Annotated in this window: 17 protein-coding genes and 1 riboswitch; of the genes, 4 read left to right on the forward strand and 13 right to left on the reverse strand. The window is 74.5% G+C overall.

What is annotated here, in order from left to right:
* Nucleotides 1-3: 3 nt before the first annotated feature.
* The 7 genes from O7603_RS13660 to O7603_RS13690 form a co-directional block, all read right to left on the reverse strand.
* Nucleotides 4-789, reverse strand: a complete 786-nt coding sequence (locus O7603_RS13660; protein WP_281576083.1) for a hypothetical protein — start codon at nt 787-789, stop codon at nt 4-6.
* Between the two features lie 24 nt (nt 790-813).
* Nucleotides 814-1,701, reverse strand: coding sequence for a PspA/IM30 family protein (locus O7603_RS13665; protein WP_281576084.1), 888 nt, complete (start codon nt 1,699-1,701; stop codon nt 814-816).
* A 198-nt stretch (nt 1,702-1,899) separates the two neighbouring features.
* Nucleotides 1,900-2,355: a helix-turn-helix transcriptional regulator gene (locus O7603_RS13670; protein ID WP_281576085.1), complete on the reverse strand. Its 456-nt coding sequence runs from the start codon at nt 2,353-2,355 to the stop codon at nt 1,900-1,902.
* A gap of 318 nt (nt 2,356-2,673) precedes the next feature.
* A complete protein-coding gene (locus O7603_RS13675; protein WP_281576086.1) occupies nt 2,674-3,255 on the reverse strand; it encodes a CinA family protein in 582 nt (193 codons plus the stop codon).
* A gap of 148 nt (nt 3,256-3,403) precedes the next feature.
* Entirely contained in the window at nt 3,404-3,997 is a 594-nt protein-coding gene (gene pgsA / locus O7603_RS13680) for a CDP-diacylglycerol--glycerol-3-phosphate 3-phosphatidyltransferase (protein ID WP_281576087.1), read from the reverse strand.
* Nucleotides 3,998-4,074: 77 nt separating this feature from the next.
* Nucleotides 4,075-5,568 carry a 30S ribosomal protein S12 methylthiotransferase RimO gene (gene rimO / locus O7603_RS13685; RefSeq protein ID WP_281576088.1) on the reverse strand — a complete coding sequence of 498 codons (1,494 nt, stop codon included), beginning with the start codon at nt 5,566-5,568 and terminating at the stop codon, nt 4,075-4,077.
* 88 nt (nt 5,569-5,656) lie between these two features.
* Nucleotides 5,657-6,598, reverse strand: a complete 942-nt coding sequence (locus tag O7603_RS13690) for an ornithine cyclodeaminase family protein (RefSeq protein WP_281576089.1) — start codon at nt 6,596-6,598, stop codon at nt 5,657-5,659.
* 150 nt (nt 6,599-6,748) lie between these two features.
* Nucleotides 6,749-6,815: riboswitch (guanidine-III (ykkC-III) riboswitch) on the forward strand.
* 59 nt (nt 6,816-6,874) lie between these two features.
* Here O7603_RS13690 and O7603_RS13695 point away from each other — a divergent pair.
* Together O7603_RS13695 and O7603_RS13700 are read left to right on the forward strand one after the other, a co-directional pair.
* Entirely contained in the window at nt 6,875-7,189 is a 315-nt protein-coding gene (locus O7603_RS13695; RefSeq protein WP_281576090.1) for an SMR family transporter, read from the forward strand.
* Nucleotides 7,190-7,314: 125 nt separating this feature from the next.
* Nucleotides 7,315-7,560, forward strand: a complete 246-nt coding sequence (locus O7603_RS13700) for a hypothetical protein (protein WP_281576091.1) — start codon at nt 7,315-7,317, stop codon at nt 7,558-7,560.
* 148 nt (nt 7,561-7,708) lie between these two features.
* Here O7603_RS13700 and O7603_RS13705 read toward each other — a convergent pair whose 3' ends face one another.
* The gene (locus tag O7603_RS13705; protein ID WP_281576092.1) at nt 7,709-8,089 is read right to left on the reverse strand and encodes a VOC family protein; all 381 of its coding nucleotides are present in this window, start codon (nt 8,087-8,089) and stop codon (nt 7,709-7,711) included.
* A complete protein-coding gene (locus tag O7603_RS13710) occupies nt 8,082-10,535 on the reverse strand; it encodes a DNA translocase FtsK (protein ID WP_281576093.1) in 2,454 nt (817 codons plus the stop codon). Before O7603_RS13710 ends, O7603_RS13705 begins: the two co-directional genes overlap by 8 nt.
* A gap of 113 nt (nt 10,536-10,648) precedes the next feature.
* Between O7603_RS13710 and O7603_RS13715 the strand changes: the two genes are divergently transcribed.
* Together O7603_RS13715 and O7603_RS13720 are read left to right on the forward strand one after the other, a co-directional pair.
* Nucleotides 10,649-11,125: a YbjN domain-containing protein gene (locus O7603_RS13715; RefSeq protein ID WP_281576094.1), complete on the forward strand. Its 477-nt coding sequence runs from the start codon at nt 10,649-10,651 to the stop codon at nt 11,123-11,125.
* 47 nt (nt 11,126-11,172) lie between these two features.
* On the forward strand, nt 11,173-12,753 hold the full coding sequence (locus O7603_RS13720) for a YbjN domain-containing protein (protein WP_281576690.1): 1,581 nt from the start codon (nt 11,173-11,175) through the stop codon (nt 12,751-12,753).
* On the opposite strand, the gene O7603_RS13725 is transcribed toward O7603_RS13720, so the two are convergent.
* The 4 genes from O7603_RS13725 to O7603_RS13740 all read right to left on the reverse strand — a co-directional run bounded on the left by O7603_RS13725 (nt 12,754) and on the right by O7603_RS13740 (nt 17,511).
* A complete protein-coding gene (locus O7603_RS13725; protein ID WP_281576095.1) occupies nt 12,754-14,442 on the reverse strand; it encodes a ribonuclease J in 1,689 nt (562 codons plus the stop codon).
* Nucleotides 14,443-14,494: 52 nt separating this feature from the next.
* Complete coding sequence (gene dapA / locus O7603_RS13730) at nt 14,495-15,421, reverse strand: 4-hydroxy-tetrahydrodipicolinate synthase (RefSeq protein WP_281576096.1); 927 nt, start codon at nt 15,419-15,421, stop codon at nt 14,495-14,497.
* 46 nt (nt 15,422-15,467) lie between these two features.
* A complete protein-coding gene (thyX, locus tag O7603_RS13735) occupies nt 15,468-16,211 on the reverse strand; it encodes an FAD-dependent thymidylate synthase (RefSeq protein ID WP_281576691.1) in 744 nt (247 codons plus the stop codon).
* A gap of 760 nt (nt 16,212-16,971) precedes the next feature.
* A complete protein-coding gene (locus tag O7603_RS13740) occupies nt 16,972-17,511 on the reverse strand; it encodes a DUF2752 domain-containing protein (RefSeq protein WP_281576692.1) in 540 nt (179 codons plus the stop codon).
* Nucleotides 17,512-17,547: the final 36 nt, after the last annotated feature.

Consider the following 17,547-nt stretch of genomic DNA (forward strand, 5'->3'; position numbering starts at 1 on the left):
GGGTCAGCGGGTGGGGGCGCGGAGGGGGTCGCCGACGGCGCGGAGCTCGGCCAGCGCCGCGGCCACGCCGTGCAGCAGGTCGGTCGCCTCGGTCAACCGGGACGCGGCCGGGTGGGCGGCGTCCGGCCGGGCGTCCTCCGCCACGTAGCCGGCGGCGGCCACCACCAGCCGCTCGTACGCGGCGACACCACCCTCCAACTGCTCGGCCAGCACCCGGTGCGCGTCGGCCAGCGGCGGCCGGGCGTCGACCGGCGCGAGCCGCAGGGCACGCTCGACGCTCGCCACCCGGTGGGCGAGATCCCGCAGCGACCGGTCCGCCGAGGCCGCCTCCCGCACGGCCGGCTCGGCCAGCCCGGTCAGCCGATTGCCCATGCCGGCCAGGGTGAGCGCCGCCCGGTCCAGCCGGGACCACGGCTCGGCCGCGCTGGTGCCGCGCAGGGCGACCCGGGCACGGACCCGACGGACCTCGGCCACCACGCCGGGACCGGCGGGCAACCGCTCGACCGCGGCGACCAGCCGGGCCCGGGACCGGGCGGCGGCCTCGGCCGGGTCGAGCGCCGGCGGCGCCGGCTGGGCCGCCAGCGCCCGCAGGTCGATCCAGCGCCAGGCGGCGAGCATCGCCGCGCTGCCCGCGGCGCCGGCCCAGGCCGCGTCGGGCAGCCCGAGCCCGGCGTACGGCGTCAGCACGGCCGCCGCGCCGCCGAGCCCGCCGGCCAGCACGCTCCACCGGCGGGCGGACCGGCGCAGCCAGGAAAGCCGCCGGAAGTACCGCGTGCGCTCGTCTGCCACCCCTGACCTCCTCGGACCGGCCGCTCAGCCGGCGGCGGTGGTGTCCCCGGTGCCCCGCTCCCGGGCCATGCTGGCCCGGATCTCGTCGAGCCGGGCCGCGGCGGCCGGATCCGTGGCCGGCCCGGCCGGCGCGGCCTGCTCCGCGCCCGTCCGCTGCTCCACGCCCGCCCGCTGCTGGGCCCCGAGCTGCTCACCGGCCATGCTGGCCCGGATCTGCTCCAGCCGGGCCGAGCCGGCCGAGTCGAGCGTCGCCTTCTGGATCTCCAGCATGCGCCCCTCGGTCGAGTTGCTGGCCAGCTCGGCGCGCCCCATCGCGTTCGCGTAGCGCCGCTCGATCCGGTCCCGCACCTCGTCCAGCGAGGGGGTGGTGCCGGGGGCGGTCAGCGCCGACATCGACTCCAGCGAGCGGGCCACGCTCTCCTGCATCTTGGCCTGCTCCAGCTGGCTGAGCAGCTTGGTGCGCTCGGCCAGCCGCTGCTGGAGGATCATCGAGTTGTTCTCCACCGCCCGGCGGGCCTGCGCCGCGGCGCCGAGCGACTGGTCGTGCAGGGTCTTCAGGTCCTCGGTGGCCTGCTCGGCGGAGACCAGCTGGGTGGCCAGGGTCTGCGCCGACTGCTCGTAACGCCCGGCCTCGGCCTCGTCGCCCCGGGCCCGGGCCTGGTCGGCCAGGACGAGCGCCTGCCGGGCGTTGGCCTGGAGGCGCTCGACCTCGGACATCTGCCGGGAGAGCTTCATCTCCAGCTGCCGCTGGTTGCCGATCACCGCGGCGGCCTGCTGGACGAGCGCCTGGTGCTGGCGCTGCGACTCCTCGATGGCCTGCTGGATCTGGACCTTGGGATCGGCGTGCTCGTCGATCCGGGCGCCGAACAGCGCCATCAGGTACTTCCACCCCTTGACGAACGGGTTCGCCATCTCCGCGGTATCCCCTCAGTCGCGCCGCTCCGCCTCGACGGTCACCGGGCGGGACGACCGGCCGCCGACACGGCCCCTCCATCGTCCCAGCCGGACGCCAGACCGGCACTCGTACCGGACGAGCGGGGGCCGACACCGTCTGCGATCAACCCTACGCGGGCGGGGCGAGCCGGGCCATGGACCAAGCCCGGGAAGGGGTCAGGCGGCGCAGACCACGTCGCGGTCGCGCTCCGCGGGGCGGACCCGGGTGCTGCGCAGGGTCGCCTTGAGCGGCGAGTCCTGGCGGACCGAGACGGCGACCGTGCCGTCCGAGGTGACCTGACGCACGCCCCGGCCGGTGGCCTTGGCCGCGGGGGCGGCCGGCACCGTGGCCGGCTCGGCCGGCTCGTCCTGGACCGGGACCAGCACGTTCGGCATCTGCTCGGCGAGCGCGACGGTGTCGCTGACCTCGCGGAGCAGCTCCGACAGGCGGGCGCCGAGCGCGTCGCAGATCGCCGCCAGCAACTCGCTGGACGGCTCCTTCTGGCCGCGCTCGATCTCGGAGAGGTAGCCGAGGCTGACGTTCGCGGCGGAGGAGACCTCGCGCAGGGTGCGGTGCTGCCCCTGCCGGCGCGTCCGCAGTGCGTCGCCGATCACGCGGCGTAGCAGGACCATCGCACCTCCCCCTGAGGGCCGAACTCCCTCCGACGGTCATCCGGCCGGACGCGGCGGACCGCGCCGGCCCCGAGCGCCGGAGCCTTCCCGCAACCGTACCCGTTGCCGGCCCCGACGACATCCCGCCCCGCCCGTCGGATCCGCCCGATCGCCGCGCCGCCGCGCCGTCGTCGCCACCGAACCGGCCCGGCGCCGCGCCGGCCGGGGTCACCGACCGGCCCGAATCGATGATCAACACCAGGTCACCGACCTGGCGGCAACCACCGCACCGGGACACCCGCATGTCGGCGAAGCGGAGTGGATCAGCGATGTCCGGGCTCAGGGCCGCCCGACAGCGGCGCCGGCGGCCCCGGTGGTGGCATCGGCGGCGGCCCGATCCGCGTCGGCCGCGTCCGCCTCGTGGATCCGCTCGGCCAGCAGCCGCAGCGCCTCGATCACCGCGGCGGCGCGGACGTGGTCCCGCCCGCCGTCGAGGCCGAGCTCCCGCACGGTGGTCCCACCCGGCCCGGCCGCCGCCACGTAGACCAGCCCGACCGGCTTGCCGTCCTGCGGCTCCGGGCCGGCGACCCCGGTGGTGGCCAGGCCCCAGTCGGCCCCGCACCGCCGCCGGCCGCCCTCGGCCAGCGCCACCGCGACGTCCGGGTCGACCGGGCCGCGTTCGGCCAGCAACGTCGCCGGCACGCCGGCCAGTTCGGCCTTCAGCTCGGTGGCGTAGACCACCAGGCCGCCGCGGTAGACGCCGCTCACCCCGGCGATCTCCACGATCCCGGCGGAGAGCAGCCCGCCGGTGAGCGACTCGACGGTGGCCAGCGTCTCGTGCCGCTGCGCCAGGCTGTGCACGACTCCCGCCGCCGGGCTGCCGACCGGCCGCTCTCCGCTCGCGTCGCTCTCGCGCTCCATGCCCCCATCCTTCCCCCGCCGACCCCCGTGCCCCCACCCCGCCCCGCTCCGTCGATCAAGCAGTTGTGGTGGGTTTCAGAAGGTGCATATCACCAACAACCGGGCACCACAACTGCATGATCGACAGCGCGGGCTTGGGAGGGGTGGGTCAGGGGGTGGGGCGGCGGAGGCGGAGGGCCTGGGCCACGTAATCGAAGCCGGTGACCACCGTCACCACCACCGCGGCGCCCATGATCCACGGGCCGACCGGCGCGAGGGCGTCCGGCATCGGCCAGAGATACCAGGCGATGGCGAGGATCTGCAGCGCGGTCTTGATCTTGCCGCCGCGGCTGGCCGCGATCACGCCGTGCCGGATCACCCAGAACCGCAGGCCGGTGATGCCCAGCTCGCGGACGAGGATGAGCGCGGTCACCCACCAGGGCAGGCGGTCGTACCACGAAAGCAGCACCAGGGCGGCGCCGGTGAGCGCCTTGTCGGCGATCGGGTCGGCGACCTTGCCGAGGGACGTGACCAGCCCGAACCGGCGCGCGATCCAGCCGTCGACCAGGTCGGTCACCGAGGCGAAGGCGAAGATCAGGCAGGCCGCCATGCGCCAGCCGGCGTGCGTCATCGCCGAGGCGACCACGGTGGCCCCGAAGACCGGCACCAGCACCAGCCGCAGCGCGGTCAGTCCGTTGGCCGCGTTGAGCAACGGCACCCGGGCGACCACCCGCGCCGACGTCGACTCGGTGGCCCCGGTCACCGCCGCACCCCGCTCGGCCCGCCGTGGCGTTCCCGGTACCCCACCACGTGGCCTCCCCGCTCCGTCCGGGCCCGCCGTCACCGTGCCGCGCCGGGCGCCGCCGAGATCATCTCATCCGGCACGGCGAGCAGATCCACCCCTTCGGTGCCGGTCACCGTGGCGCGTACCAAGTCACCGGGGCGCAGCGCGGCCAGATCCACCCCGCCGCCCTCCGGGGCGACCAGCGTGGTCGAGCCGTCCACCTCGGGGGCCTGGTGCGCCGCCCGACCCTCGACGACGCCGTTGTCGACCGAGTCGACCAGCACCTCGACGGTCGACCCGAGCCGCTCCTCGGCTCGCTGCGAGCAGAGCTCGTCGGCGAGCGCGCTGAGCCGGTCGTAGCGGCGCTTGATCGTCGCGGCGGACACTTTCCCCGGCAGGCCGGCGGCCTCGGTGCCGTCCTCGTCGCTGTAGTCGAACATGCCGATCGCGTCGAGCCGGGCTTCGGTCAGGAACCGGACCAGCTCGTTGACGTCGGCGCGGGTCTCGCCGGGGAAGCCGACGATGAAGTTGCTCCGCGCGCCCGCCCCGGGGGCGAGCGACCGGGCGCCGGCCAGCAGCTCCAGGAACCGGTCGGTGGAGCCGAAGCGCCGCATCCGGCGCAGCACCGGCTCGCTGGAGTGCTGGAACGACAGGTCGAAGTACGGCGCCACGCCGGGCGTGGTGGCGATCGCCTCGACCAGGCCGGGCCGGGTCTCGGCCGGCTGGAGGTAGCTCGCCCGGACCCGGACGATGCCGCTCACCGCGGCGAGCTGCGGCAGCAGCTTCTCCAACGCCCGCGGGTCGCCCAGATCCTTGCCGTACGACGTGGAGTTCTCGCTGACCAGCACCAGCTCCCGGACGCCGGTCTTGGCCAGCCACTCCGCCTCGGCGAGCAGCTCGTCCGGCGTACGCGAGACGAACGCCCCGCGGAAGGCGGGGATGGCGCAGAACGCGCAGCGGCGGTCGCAGCCGCTGGCCAGCTTGAGCGAGGCGACCGGACCGGTGTCCAGCCGGCGGCGCAGCACCTGCCGCAGGTGCGCGGGGGTGTGCTCGTCGGTCTCGACCGACGACCGGGTCGGGGTGGCGTGGCCGGGCAGCGACACGGCGGCCGCCCGCCGGGAGACCGGGGTGAGCGGAAGCAACTCCCGCCGGTCGCGCGGGGTGTGCGCGGCGACCTGCTCACCGGCGACCACCGCGTTCAGCCGGGCGGCGATGTCCGGGTAGTCGTCGAAGCTCAGCACCGCCTGCGCCTCGGGCAGGCTGTCGGCCAGCTCACGGCCGTACCGCTCGGCCATGCAGCCGGCGGCGACCACCTTCGCGCCGGTGTCGGCGGCGGCGAGCAGCGTCTGGATCGAGTCCTGCTTGGCCTTCTCCACGAAGCCGCAGGTGTTCACCACCACCACGTCGGCGCCCTCGCCGTCGGTGGTGACCTGCCAGCCCTCGGCGTGCAGCCGGGCGGCCAACTCCTCCGAGTCGACCTCGTTGCGGGCACAGCCCAGGGTCAGCAGGGCGACACGACGGCCCTCGGCAGGGAAGGTGGCAGACACCATCCGAGGGTACCGGGCCGCGCGGGACGCGCCGCGCACGGCGGCCACCGGAGCAGGGCGGCTCACATCCCGGGGCGGCGGGCGACCGCGGTCAGGCGGTCGCCGCGCCGCTGACGGTCACGGCGCCGACCCGGACGAGGCGGTCGAGCAGGAAGACCTCGGTGCCGGCGAGACCGACCGAGCAGAAGACCGAGACCTGGTCGGCGGCGGTCCGGCCGGGGACCGCCCCGGCCAGCACCGCGCCCAGGTCGCGCAGCCGATCGACGTACGGTGGCTCGGCGGCGAGCATCGGCGGGGTGTACGCGCACGCCTGGGCGGGCGAGTCGGTGGCCAGGACGTCGGCCACGGCCAGCAGGTCCGGCCCGAACTCGGCGCGGTCCCGCTGCTTGAAGCCGACGGTGTTCACGTGCGTGCCCGGGGCGAGATCGGCGGCGTCCAGCACCGGGGTGGGGCTGGTGGTGGCGAGCACCACGACGTCGCGCCCGGCCGCCGCGGTTCCCGCCTCGCCCACGGCCCGGGCCGGGATGTCCAGCTCGGCGCGGACCCGGGCGGCGAACGCCTCCCGGCGGGCGGCCGACCGGCTGAACACGGTCACCTCCCGCAGCGGGCGCACGGCGGCCGCGGCCCACACCTGGGTCCACGCCTGCCGCCCGGAGCCGATCACGCCGAGCGTCGCCGCGTCCGGCCGGGCCAACGCATCCACCGCCGCCCCACCCAGGCCGCCGGTGCGCCGGGACCCCAGCTCCTCGCCGACCGCCACCGCCCGCACCGCGCCGGTACGTCCGTCGTGCAGCACCACCAGCTGCTCGGACTCCGGGTGACCGAAGGTGTCGTACGACCGGTAGCCGTACCACTCGCCGGTGAGGTGCCCGGCGGTCAACACCATCCGGCCCCCGCCCAGCGGCGCCGAGGCCCGGGGCGGGGCGACCAGCCGGCCGTCGTACGCGGCCAGCAGGGCGGCGCGCATGGCGTCGACCGTGGTGACGGCGTCCAGGGCGGCGGACACCTCCGGGTCGGAGAAGAGCAGGGTCATGAACGAATACTGCAAGCTGAAGTGAGGTTCAGGTCAACGGACGGTGGCCGGCTTCACTCCCGACCGCGGCCCGCGCCGGGCAACCATCCGCCGAGCCGGCGACGCCGGGCAACCATGCGCCGAGCCGGCGACGCCGGTGCTACCGTCGGTCTCGGTGGCCCGGTCGGCCACCCCGGACGAGCGGCGGGCGTACCCGGTCAGGTGAAGACGCCCCGACTGACGTATCGACTCGTCCCGGCCCCGGTGGTCCGGGCGTTACCCGCAGAGGTGACCACGATGGCCTGGATCGTGCTGGTGTTCTCCGGACTGCTCGAGACGGCGTGGGCGATCGCCCTGGACCGCAGCGCCGGCTTCAGCCGCCCCCTCCCCTCGCTGGTGTTCGCGGTGACGCTGGCGCTCAGCATGGGTGGCCTGGCGTACGCGCTGCGCGACATCCCGGTCGGCACCGGGTACGCGGTGTGGGTCGGGATCGGCGCGGTCGGCACCGCCGTCGTGGGCATGGTGGCGTTGCACGAGTCGGCGAGCCTGCCCCGGATCGCGTGCCTGCTGCTGGTGATCACCGGCGTGGTCGGCCTGAAGTTCTTCCACTGAGGTCCGGAGGTCTTCCACCGGTCCCGGCCGGGGACGGCTGACCGGTATCGGCCCGGATGCGTACCGGACGTCCGGAGTGGGTAGTGATGGCCGCGACCGTCAAGGCTCTCACCACGGAGGACGTCATGGCAGACATTCCCAGCACCGCCCGTCCGCGCAGCAGCGCCGCCCGTGTCTGCACCATCCTGGGCTTCGTCTTCGCAGTCATCGCGATCTTCATCGCCCCGCCGCTCTTCGGCATCCTCGGCGTGGTCCTCGGCATCGTGGGCGCGGTGCTCGGCGACAAGCCGCTCGGCTGGTACGCGGCCGCGGCCAGCGTGGTCGGCGCGATCCTCGGACTCGTGCTCGCCGCCGCGGTCCTCGGCTCCTGACCCGCTCCGCTCCCGGGGCCCGCCCACACCGGCGGGCCCTGTCGCGTGCCCGGCGTGCCCGGCGAGCCCGTCGCGCCCGGCGAGCCCGTCACGCATCCGGCGGACCGTCGCGGCCCGGGGCGGCGGTCACCGCCCGCGCGCTCCGCGGTCAGCCGCGGTCGGCCACCATCACGCGGTTGCCGTCCGGGTCGAGCACCTCCGCCATCCGTTCGCCCCACGGCTGCGTGGCCGGCTCGGCCAGCACGGGCACGTCGGCCGCCCGCAGCCGCTCGACCGCCGCCGCGCAGTCGGCCACATACACCCAGAGGCTGATCCGGTCGTTCACCCGGTGCGCCGACCCGTCCTCCTGGCCGACGCCGAGATGGCCGCTGCCGAGCCGCAGCGAGACGTACACCGGCGCACCCGTCTCCGGGTACCGGTAGGTGACGGTGCCGCCGAGCAGGTCCCGGTAGAAGCGCAGCGCGGCGGGCAGGTCCGTGGTGGTGAGGATGGGGAACAGCTCCTCGGCCAGCGGCCCGGCGTCAGTCATCGCCACCACGGAGGCCGACCAGGACCTCCTCCAGCTCGTCGGGCTTGACCAGCACGTCGCGGGCCTTGGAGCCCTCGGACGGCCCGACCACGCCCCGCGTCTCCATGAGGTCCATCAGCCGGCCGGCCTTGGCGAAGCCCACCCGCAGCTTGCGCTGGAGCATCGACGTCGAGCCGAACTGCGAGGTGACCACCAGCTCGACGGCCTGGACCAGCAGGTCGAGGTCGTCGCCGATGTCCTCGTCGATCTTCTTCTTGCTGTCCTGCGCCGGGGCCAACACGTCCGACCGGAACTCCGGCTCGCGCTGGTCCTTGCAGAACTTGACCACGTCGGCGATCTCGCGCTCGGTGACCCAGGCGCCCTGGATCCGGATCGGCTTCGAGGCGCCCATCGGCAGGAACAGGCCGTCACCGCGGCCGAGCAGCTTCTCCGCGCCCGGCTGGTCGAGGATGACCCGGGAATCGGCCAGCGACGAGGTGGCGAAGGCCAACCGGGACGGGACGTTCGCCTTGATCAGACCGGTCACCACGTCGACCGAGGGGCGCTGGGTGGCGAGCACCAGGTGGATGCCCGCGGCCCGGGCGAGCTGGGTGATCCGGACGACCGAGTCCTCCACGTCGCGCGGCGCCACCATCATCAGGTCGGCCAGCTCGTCGACGATCACCAGCAGGTACGGGTACGGCCGCATCTCCCGCTCGCTGCCCGGCGGCGCCTTGATCTCGCCGTTGCGGACCTTGCGGTTGAAGTCGTCGATGTGTCGGACCCCGTTCGCGGCGAGGTCGTCGTAGCGCATGTCCATCTCGCGGACGACCCACTCCAGGGAGTCGGCCGCCTTCTTGGCGTTGGTCACGATCGGGGTGACCAGGTGCGGGATGCCCTCGTAGCCGGTCATCTCGACCCGCTTCGGGTCGATCAGCAGCAGCCGCACCTCGTCCGGGGTGGCCCGGGTGAGGATCGACACCAGCAGGGTGTTGAGGCAGCTCGACTTGCCGGCACCGGTGGCGCCCGCGATCAGGATGTGCGGCATCTTGGCCAGGTTGGCCACCACGTAGCCGCCCTCGATGTCCTTGCCGAGCGCCACGACCATCGGGTGGTGATCGCTGGTGGCGACCCGGGAGCGCAGCACGTCGCCGAGCGCGACGTTCTCCGGGTCGGTGTTCGGGATCTCCACGCCGACCGCGCTCTTGCCCGGGATCGGGCTGAGGATCCGCACGTCCGGCGACTTCACCGCGTACGCGATGTTGCGGGACAGCTGGGTGATCCGCTCGACCTTGACGCCCGGGCCCAGCTCGACCTCGTAGCGGGTGACCGTCGGCCCGCGGGTGAACCCGGTGACCGCGGCGTCCACGTCGAACTGCTCGAACACCCCGGTCAGCGCGGCGATCACCTCGTCGTTCGCCTTGCTCCGGGTCTTCGGCGCCACGCCGCTGCTCAGCATGTTGGCCGGCGGCAGGGTGTAGTCGCCGGCCAGGCCGGTCAACGCGAGCTGCTCGGCCCGGGTCGGCGCGGGCGAGTGCTCCGGCGGCTCGACCGGCCGGCGGCTGGCCGGGACCTTGCCCGGCGACTTGCGGGGCAGCACCAGGGTCTCCTGGAGGTCGGCGCCCTCCAGGTCGTCGTCGAAGTCGTCGGGGTCGAGCGGGGGCGGCATCCGCTTCACCGGCCGCTTGCGCGCCGGCTTGGCCGCGGTCTCCTCGGCGTCCCCCGTGGACGGCGGGGCGACCAGGGTGCCGGCCAGCAGGCCGAGCCGCTCCGGGACCTTGTTGATCGGCGTCGCGGTGACCACCAGCAGGCCGAAGACCAGCAGCAGGACGAGCAGCGGCACGGCGACCCAGGCGGTGACCGCCCGCTCCAGCAGGCTGCCGACGCCGGCGCCGACCAGACCGCCGGCGAAGTCGCGCTGCGCGGGATCGACCGGGTGCTGGCCGATGTGCAGCATCGCGGCGGTCGCGATCAGCATCGACCCCCAGCCGACCAGCCCGCGACCGCGGTGCTCCGGATCCCCCGGCTGACGCATGAGCCGCCACGCGCCGATCATCAGCAGCACCGGCACCACGACGGAGATCGCGCCGAGGAAGAGCCGGACCGTGTCGGTCAGCCGCGCACCGACCGGGCCGGCGGCGGAGAACCAGATCCCCGCCGCGCTGAGCAGGGCCAGCCCGAACAGCAGCAGGCCGGCGCCGTCGCGGCGGTGCTCCGGGTCCAGGTCGCGGGCCGTCGCGGCCTGCCGGCCGGCCGCCCGGAACGCCCAGCCGACGCTGTGCGCCAGGCCCATCCACAGGGCACCGACCGCGCGTCCGACGTAGACGGCGGGGCCCGGGCGGGCCGCCCTGGTCCGTCGGCGGACCGGCGCGCGGGTCTTCTTCGCCGGTTGGCGGGCGCGGCTGTTCGTCGCGCCGCGCGGCGACGCGCCGCGCCGCCGGCTCGCCTGAGAGGTACGGCCCGCCATAGCATCACCGTAACGGCGCGACCCGGCAGATCGCCGCTTTTCCGGGTCGTGTCCGCGCGTCGCAGCACGGACTCCGCCACATGCCGTGATATCTGCCTCAGAAGGGATGCCCGATGGCGTCGCCGGGAATCGAGGACGGTCCGGACGGCCCGCTGGCCGGGCACCCGCGGCAGCTGCGACCGCTGACCGGCGCGCTGATCGCCGCGGTCCTCGACACCCGGGGGTACGCCGTCACACCGGACTCCGACGACGACCTGGTCGGCCGCTGGGACGACAACCTGATCTGGTTCCTTCGGCTGGGCGACGCCGGCGAGCTGCTCCAGATCCGCACGATGGTCGCACCGACGTTCCCGATCGAGCGCGTCCCGGAGCTCTACGCCTTCTGCAACTCGTGGAACCACGACCGGCTCTGGCCGAAGGCGTTCGTGCACGTCGACGACGAGGGCCGGGCCCGCGTGTGCGGTGAGGTCATCGCCGACCTGGAGCGCGGGGTCACCCCGCACCAACTCGACCAGCTGCTCGACTGCGGCATCTCGACCGGGTGCCATCTCGCCGCCGAGGTGGCCCGGCTGCCGGGGGCGGCGACGTGACCGGGCGCGGCGAGCGACGTCCCGGCCCGGTGGACGACCTCACCGGTCTGGTCGGCCGCAACCGGGGGGCGACCGGCCGCGACCGGGACCTGGTGGCCGCGCTCGCCGACGCCCGGGACCGGCCCGACGGCCCGGCCCGGCTGGTGGAGCTGGAGCGCATCGCCGCGCGGGCCGACGCGAGTGGGGACGACCGGTCCGCGGTGGACGCTCGTCTCGCGCTGATCGAGACGGCCCTGCTGCACGGCGAACGGTGGCGGCTCGTCGAGCCGGTACGCCGTTGCCTGGCCGTCCTCGACCGCCGCCCGGACCTGTTCGCCGACGGCGAGGCCGAGATGCTGCTGCGGTACCAGCGGTACGCCGTCGAGGCGCTGCTGAGCACCCCGCGGGTCGGGCTGGACCAGGTGCGGGCCGTGGACGACCTGGCCGGCCGGCTCGGCGCCGCCGCCGAGGCGGTCGCCGAGCTGCGCTGCCGGATCGCCGACCACCTCGGCGACGAGCCGACCGCCCGCGAATGGTACGACCGCTGGAGCGCGGCCGAGCCCGGGCCGACCGGGGGCTGCCCCGGATGCGCGCCGGCCCGCCGGGCGGAGCTGCTCGCCGGCTGGGGCGAGTGGCCGGCCGCGCTGGCCGAACTGCGGGAGGCGCTCGACGGCGTGGTCGAGTGCACCGACCAGCCCGAGCGGGCGCTGACCGCGGCGCTCCTGCCCTGGTTGCGGGTCGGCGAGGCGGAGCGGGCCGGCACCGCGCACGTACGGGCGTACCGGCGGCACCGCCGCGAGCGGGCCGCCTTTCCGCACCTCGCCACACACCTGCGGTTCTGTGCGCTCGCCGGTCATCCGGGCCGGGCGCTGGACATCCTCGCCGACCAGCTGCCCCGGCTCGACCACCCCGGCGACGACCTCTCCGCGATGGAGTTCGCCGCCGCCGGAGCGCTGGCCTGCGCGCTCGCCGTCGAGGCAGGGCTGGGCGGGCGCCGGGTGCGCCGCCCCGCCTTCGGGGACCGCCCGCCGGCGGACCTCGACGTCGAGACGCTCGGCACCGTGCTGCTCGGCGTCGCCACCGAGCTGGCCGGCAGCTTCGACGCCCGCAACGGCACCGGACACCAGTCCGGCCGGATGGCCGCCTGGCTGGCCGAGCGGCCGGTGGACACGCCGGTGCCGCTGCCGGCCGAGGACGACCCGGCCGACGAGTCGCCGGCGGAGGAACCGGAGCCGGCGGAGCTGGAGCCCACACCGCTGACCCTGTCCCTGATCACCGCCGCGCTGGATCATCGCGGCGACCGGTACGCGGTGGACGACGGTGGGACGGTCGTCGGCCGGTGGGGCGCGGCGGTCATCCAGTTCCGGCAGGTCGGCGAGCGCGGTGAGATCCTGCACGCCCGGACGCTCGCGACCCGCCGGCTGCCCGCCGCCCGGCGCGCCGAGGCGTACGCGTTCTGCAACGCCTGGAACCACGACCGGCTGCTGCCGAAGGCGTACGTGCACGACCTCGGCGACGAGCTGGTGCTGGCCGGCGACGTCAGCACCGACCTGGCGCACGGGGTGGCCCCGGCGCAACTGACCGTGCTGCTCAACGCGGCGGTGACGACCGGCGTCGCGTACGCCGACGCGGTCGCCGCCCTCCCCTGATCAGACCTCGACGACGGTCGGGACGATCATGGGACGCCGCCGGTACGCGTCGTTGACCCAGCGCCCCACCGTGCGGCGGACGATCTGCTGGAGCTGGTGCGGGTCGGTGATCCCGTCCGAGGCGGCCCGGTTGAGAGCCTCGGTGACCAGCGGGACGACCGCGTTGAACGCCTCCGGGTCCTCCGAGAAGCCCTTCGCGGAGACGGTCGGCCCGCCCACCACCTTGCCGGTGACGGAGTCGACCACGACGGTGGCGGCGATGAAGCCGCCGTCGCCGAGGATACGCCGCTCGGTCAGCAGCGACTCGCTCACGTCACCCACGGCGAGGCCGTCGACGTAGACGTACCGGCTCTTCACGTGGCCGACCAGACTGGCCCGCCCCTCGACCAGGTCCACCACGTCGCCGTCCTCGCAGAGCACCACGCGGTCGGGAGCCACGCCGGACTCGACGCCGAGCCGCGCGTGCGCGCGCAGGTGGCGCCACTCGCCGTGCACCGGCATCAGGTTGCTGGGCCGCACCACGTTGAGCAGGTAGAGCAGCTCGCCGGCCGGGGCGTGCCCGGAGACGTGCACCTTGGCGACGTCCTTGTGCACGACCACCGCACCGGCCCGGGCCAGCCGGTTGATCACCCGGTAGACGGAGGTCTCGTTGCCGGGCACCAGGGAGGAGGCGAGCACCACGGTGTCGCCGGGGGCGATGGTGATGTGCCGGTGGTCGCCGCTGGCCATCCGGCCGAGCGCGCTCATCGGCTCGCCCTGCGAGCCGGTCGACATCAGCACGATCTGCTCGGGCGGCATCGTGGTCGCCTCTTCCAGCCCGACGACGAGGCCGGGCGGGATGTTGAGCAACCCCAGGTCACGGGCGATGCCCATGTTGCGCACCATCGAGCGGCCGATGAGGGCGACCTTGCGGCCGTGCTCGGCCGCCGAGTCCATCACCTGCTGCACCCGGTGCACGTGCGAGGCGAACGACGCGACGATGATCCGCCCCTTGGCCTTCGCGAAGATCGAGTCGAGCACGGGGCCGATCTCCCGCTCCGGAGTGACGAAGCCGGGGATCTCCGCGTTGGTGGAGTCGGACAGCAGCAGGTCGACACCCTCGGAGCCGAGCCGGGCGAAGCCGGCCAGGTCGGTGATCCGGCCGTCCAGCGGGAGCTGGTCCATCTTGAAGTCGCCGGTGTGCAGCACCAGGCCGGCCGGGGTGCGGACGGCCACCGCGAGCGCGTCCGGGATCGAGTGGTTCACGGCGAAGAACTCGCACTCGAACGGCCCGAGCCGCTCCCGGCCGCCCTCCCGCACGGTCAGCGTATACGGCTGGATGCGCCGCTCGGCGAGCTTCGCCTCCACCAGGGCGAGGGTGAACTGCGAACCGACCAGGGGGATGTCCGGCTTGTGCGCCAGCAGGTAAGGAACCGCGCCGATGTGGTCCTCGTGACCGTGGGTCAGCACGATCGCCTGCACGTCGGCGAGCCGGTCCAGGATCGGCCCGAAGTCGGGCAGGATCAGGTCCACGCCGGGCTGCTCGACGTCGGGGAACAGGACGCCGCAGTCGATCACCAGCAACTTGCCGTCGTACTCGAAGACGGTCATGTTCCGACCGATGGCGCCGAGCCCGCCGAGCGGAATGATCCGCAGTCCGCCCTCCGCGAGTGGAGGGGGGAGTTCCGCCTCGATGTGCGCCTCGGTCACGCGTCCACCCCATTCTGGGACGCCGTCACCGGGCGTCCGTCGTGTCGTTCGATCATTCAGGGAGCTCCAGACCCGCCGCCGCGCAGTCGGCGCGCAGCTGGGCGATCTCGTCGTCGGTGGCGTCCACCAGCGGAGGCCGGACCGGGCCGGCGGGCATGCCGGCGGCCGTCAGGCCCGCCTTCACCAGGATGACGCCCTGGGTGCGGAAGATGCCGGTGTAGAGGGGCAGCAGTCGCCGGTGCAGGGCGAGCGCGGCGGCGTTGTCCCCCGCGTCGTACGCCTCGATCATCTGCTTGGTCAGCGCGCCGGTGAAGTGGGTGGAGGTGCCCACCACGCCGACCGTGCCGACGGCCATCGCGGGCAGGGTGAGCGAGTCCTCGCCGCTGTAGTAGGCCAGGTTGGTGCGGCTGGTCACCCAACTGGTCGCGGTCAGGTCGCCCTTGGCGTCCTTCACCGCGACGATCCGGGCGTGCTCGGCGAGGCGCACCATGGTATCGGTGGCGATCGCCACGCCGGCGCGGTGCGGGATGTCGTAGAGCATCACCGGCAGGCCGGTCGCGTCGGCGACGGCGGTGAAGTGGCGCAGGAGCCCACTCTGCGGCGGCTTGTTGTAGTACGGCGTGACCACCAGCAGGCCGTGCGCGCCCGCCTTCTCGGCGGCGGCGGCCAGCTCGATGGTGTGCCGGGTGTCGTTCGTGCCGACTCCGGCCACCACCTTGGCCCGGTCGCCGACCGCCTCCACCACGGCCCGGATCAGGCGCTCCTTCTCCGCGTCGGTGGTGGTGGGCGACTCGCCGGTGGTGCCGTTGACCACCAGCGCGTCGTTGCCCTGCTCGTCGACCAGATGGTTCGCCAGGCGGGCGGCGCCGTCGAGGTCGAGCGAACCGTCGGCGGTGAACGGGGTCACCATGGCCGTGAGCACTCGCCCGAAGGGGCGGGACACCGCCCGGGCGGGGGTGTCAGGGTGGTCGTGCGTCATGTTTCCAACCTAGCGGACGACCACGGACCGCCCGCCGGGGAAGGGCTCAGGAGACCGCCGCGTGCGGGCTGGTCGCCACCTCGGTGCCGTCGGGCAGGGTGGAGATCACGAAGTCGGCGAAGACGTTCGGGGCGACCCCCTGGAGCTGGCGCAGGCACTCCACGGCCAGCTCCCGGATCTCCACGTCGGCGTGCTCGGTGGCCCGCATCGCGACGAAGTGCCGCCAGGCCCGGTAATTGCCCGTCACCACGATCCGGGTCTCGGTGGCGTTCGGCAGCACCGCGCGGGCGGCCTGGCGGGCCTGCTTGCGCCGCAGGGTCGGGTTCGGCTCGTCGGCGAAGCGCTGCTCCAGCCCCTCGAGCAGCTCCGTGTACGCCCGCACGCTCGCCTCGGCCGCCTCGACGAACTTCTTGTGCAGCTCCGGGTCCTCGGCGATCACCGCGGGCTCGACCATGGCCGCGTCCCGCTCCGGGACGTACCGCTGGGAGAGCTGCGAGTACGAGAAGTGGCGGTGCCGGATCAGCTCGTGGGTGAAGGAGCGGGAGACCCCGGTGAAGTAGAAGGTCACCGAGCCGTGCTCCAGCACCGAGAGGTGCCCGACCTCCAGGATGTGCGCGAGGTAGCCGGCGTTGGTGGCGGTGGCCGGGTTCGGCTTGCGCCAGGACTGGTAGCAGGCCCGGCCGGCGAACTCGGCGAGCGCCTGGCCCCCCTCGGCGTCGGTCGACCACGGCACGTCGTCCGGCGCCTCGAACTGGGTCCACGCGATCAACTTCACCTGGGGCTGCACCATCTCCGGCATTCCTCGGACTGTAGTGGCGGCGCACGCCCCGCCCAAGTCCGGCTCGCGCCTCTGCAACGTCGATCACGTCGGGCACCGGCCGGGTGGCTGCTGCCCGCGTCGCACAGTCGGCGCCGATCCCCGGGCCAGCCACATCCGCGGTTCGCGCCGGTGCAGGTCGGTGCGCCCAGCGCCGGCCGGGTGATGCTGCCCGGATCCTTTGGAGCTGAGTCATCCACGACATCACGCCGTACCGGCCCGGCGCACCCTAGACAGCCGGCGCGCGGCGCAAGGCCGGAGCGGACCCGGCCCCGTAGCCGACACGCGGACCCAGCCCGCACAGGCGAGCCCGGCCCGCACGGGCGGATGTGGCCCGTGCACGGGCGGAGGTGGGCCTTCCCGCGTAGCCGGATACGCGGCCAGGCTGGCGTGGCCGGCGGCGGACGTCGCGAACCCGCGATGTCCAGAACGACTCAGCTCTAAAGGATGCGTGGATGGAACTACTCCGATCCTCCGCTCGCGCCAGCTGATCCCGCGCGCCGGCCGATCCACCGCCGCGCCGGCCCACCCCCGCCCGCGCCGGCTGAACGTGGCGCCCCGGCCCAGCGCCGACGGGCCCGCAGGGACGCCCAGCGGCGCCGGCGGGATGCGGTCGGCGGGCGAAGCGGCGGTGTCACGAAGCGGCAGCGGTGCGGCGGCTGGTCGAACGCCACGGCGCCGGGCACGGACCGTCGGGCGTGACCGGGTGGCTGGCCCGGCCGGGGGTGTGCGGTCAGACGTAGAGGGAGGTGAAGGGTGCCCAAGGGAGGTTGCGCAGCACCGAGAAGGCGAACCAGGCGGCCAGGAAGCCGCCGATCACCTTGCTGCTGATCCGCAGCTCGGGCAGGCGCCAACCGAACGCCTGCCGCCCCGCCCAGGCCACGAACAGGTAGGCCAGGAAGGGCAGCGCGAAGACGAAGAGGAAATGGTGCCGGGCGGCGGCCGGGAGGTCGGCGTGCAGCACGTACCAGAGCGCGCGGGTGCCACCGCAGCCTGGGCAGTCCAGCCCGGTGGTCAGCTTCAACAGGCAGGTGGGCGCGGCATCGGGATCCGACCGCGTCGGGTCGGCGAGCAGCGTGTAGCCGATCCCGGCCGCGACGCAGCCGACCGCCGCGAGCGGCACCGCCCAGCGGGGCGAACGGTCGTGAAGCCGGACCACGAACCGGGTGAGCCGGTCGGGCTCGGGCGCCGGGTACGCCGGCGCCGCGCCGGCCGGCCAGCCGGGAGGCGGCGTGCCCTCCGCCGGCCACGCGGTGGGCGGGACCACGTCCACGGGCGCCTCGGAGGCCGGGACCGTGCCGGCCGGCGG

The sequence above is a fragment of the Micromonospora sp. WMMD812 genome (assembly GCF_027497215.1).
In the GTDB taxonomy this organism is placed as follows: domain Bacteria; phylum Actinomycetota; class Actinomycetes; order Mycobacteriales; family Micromonosporaceae; genus Micromonospora.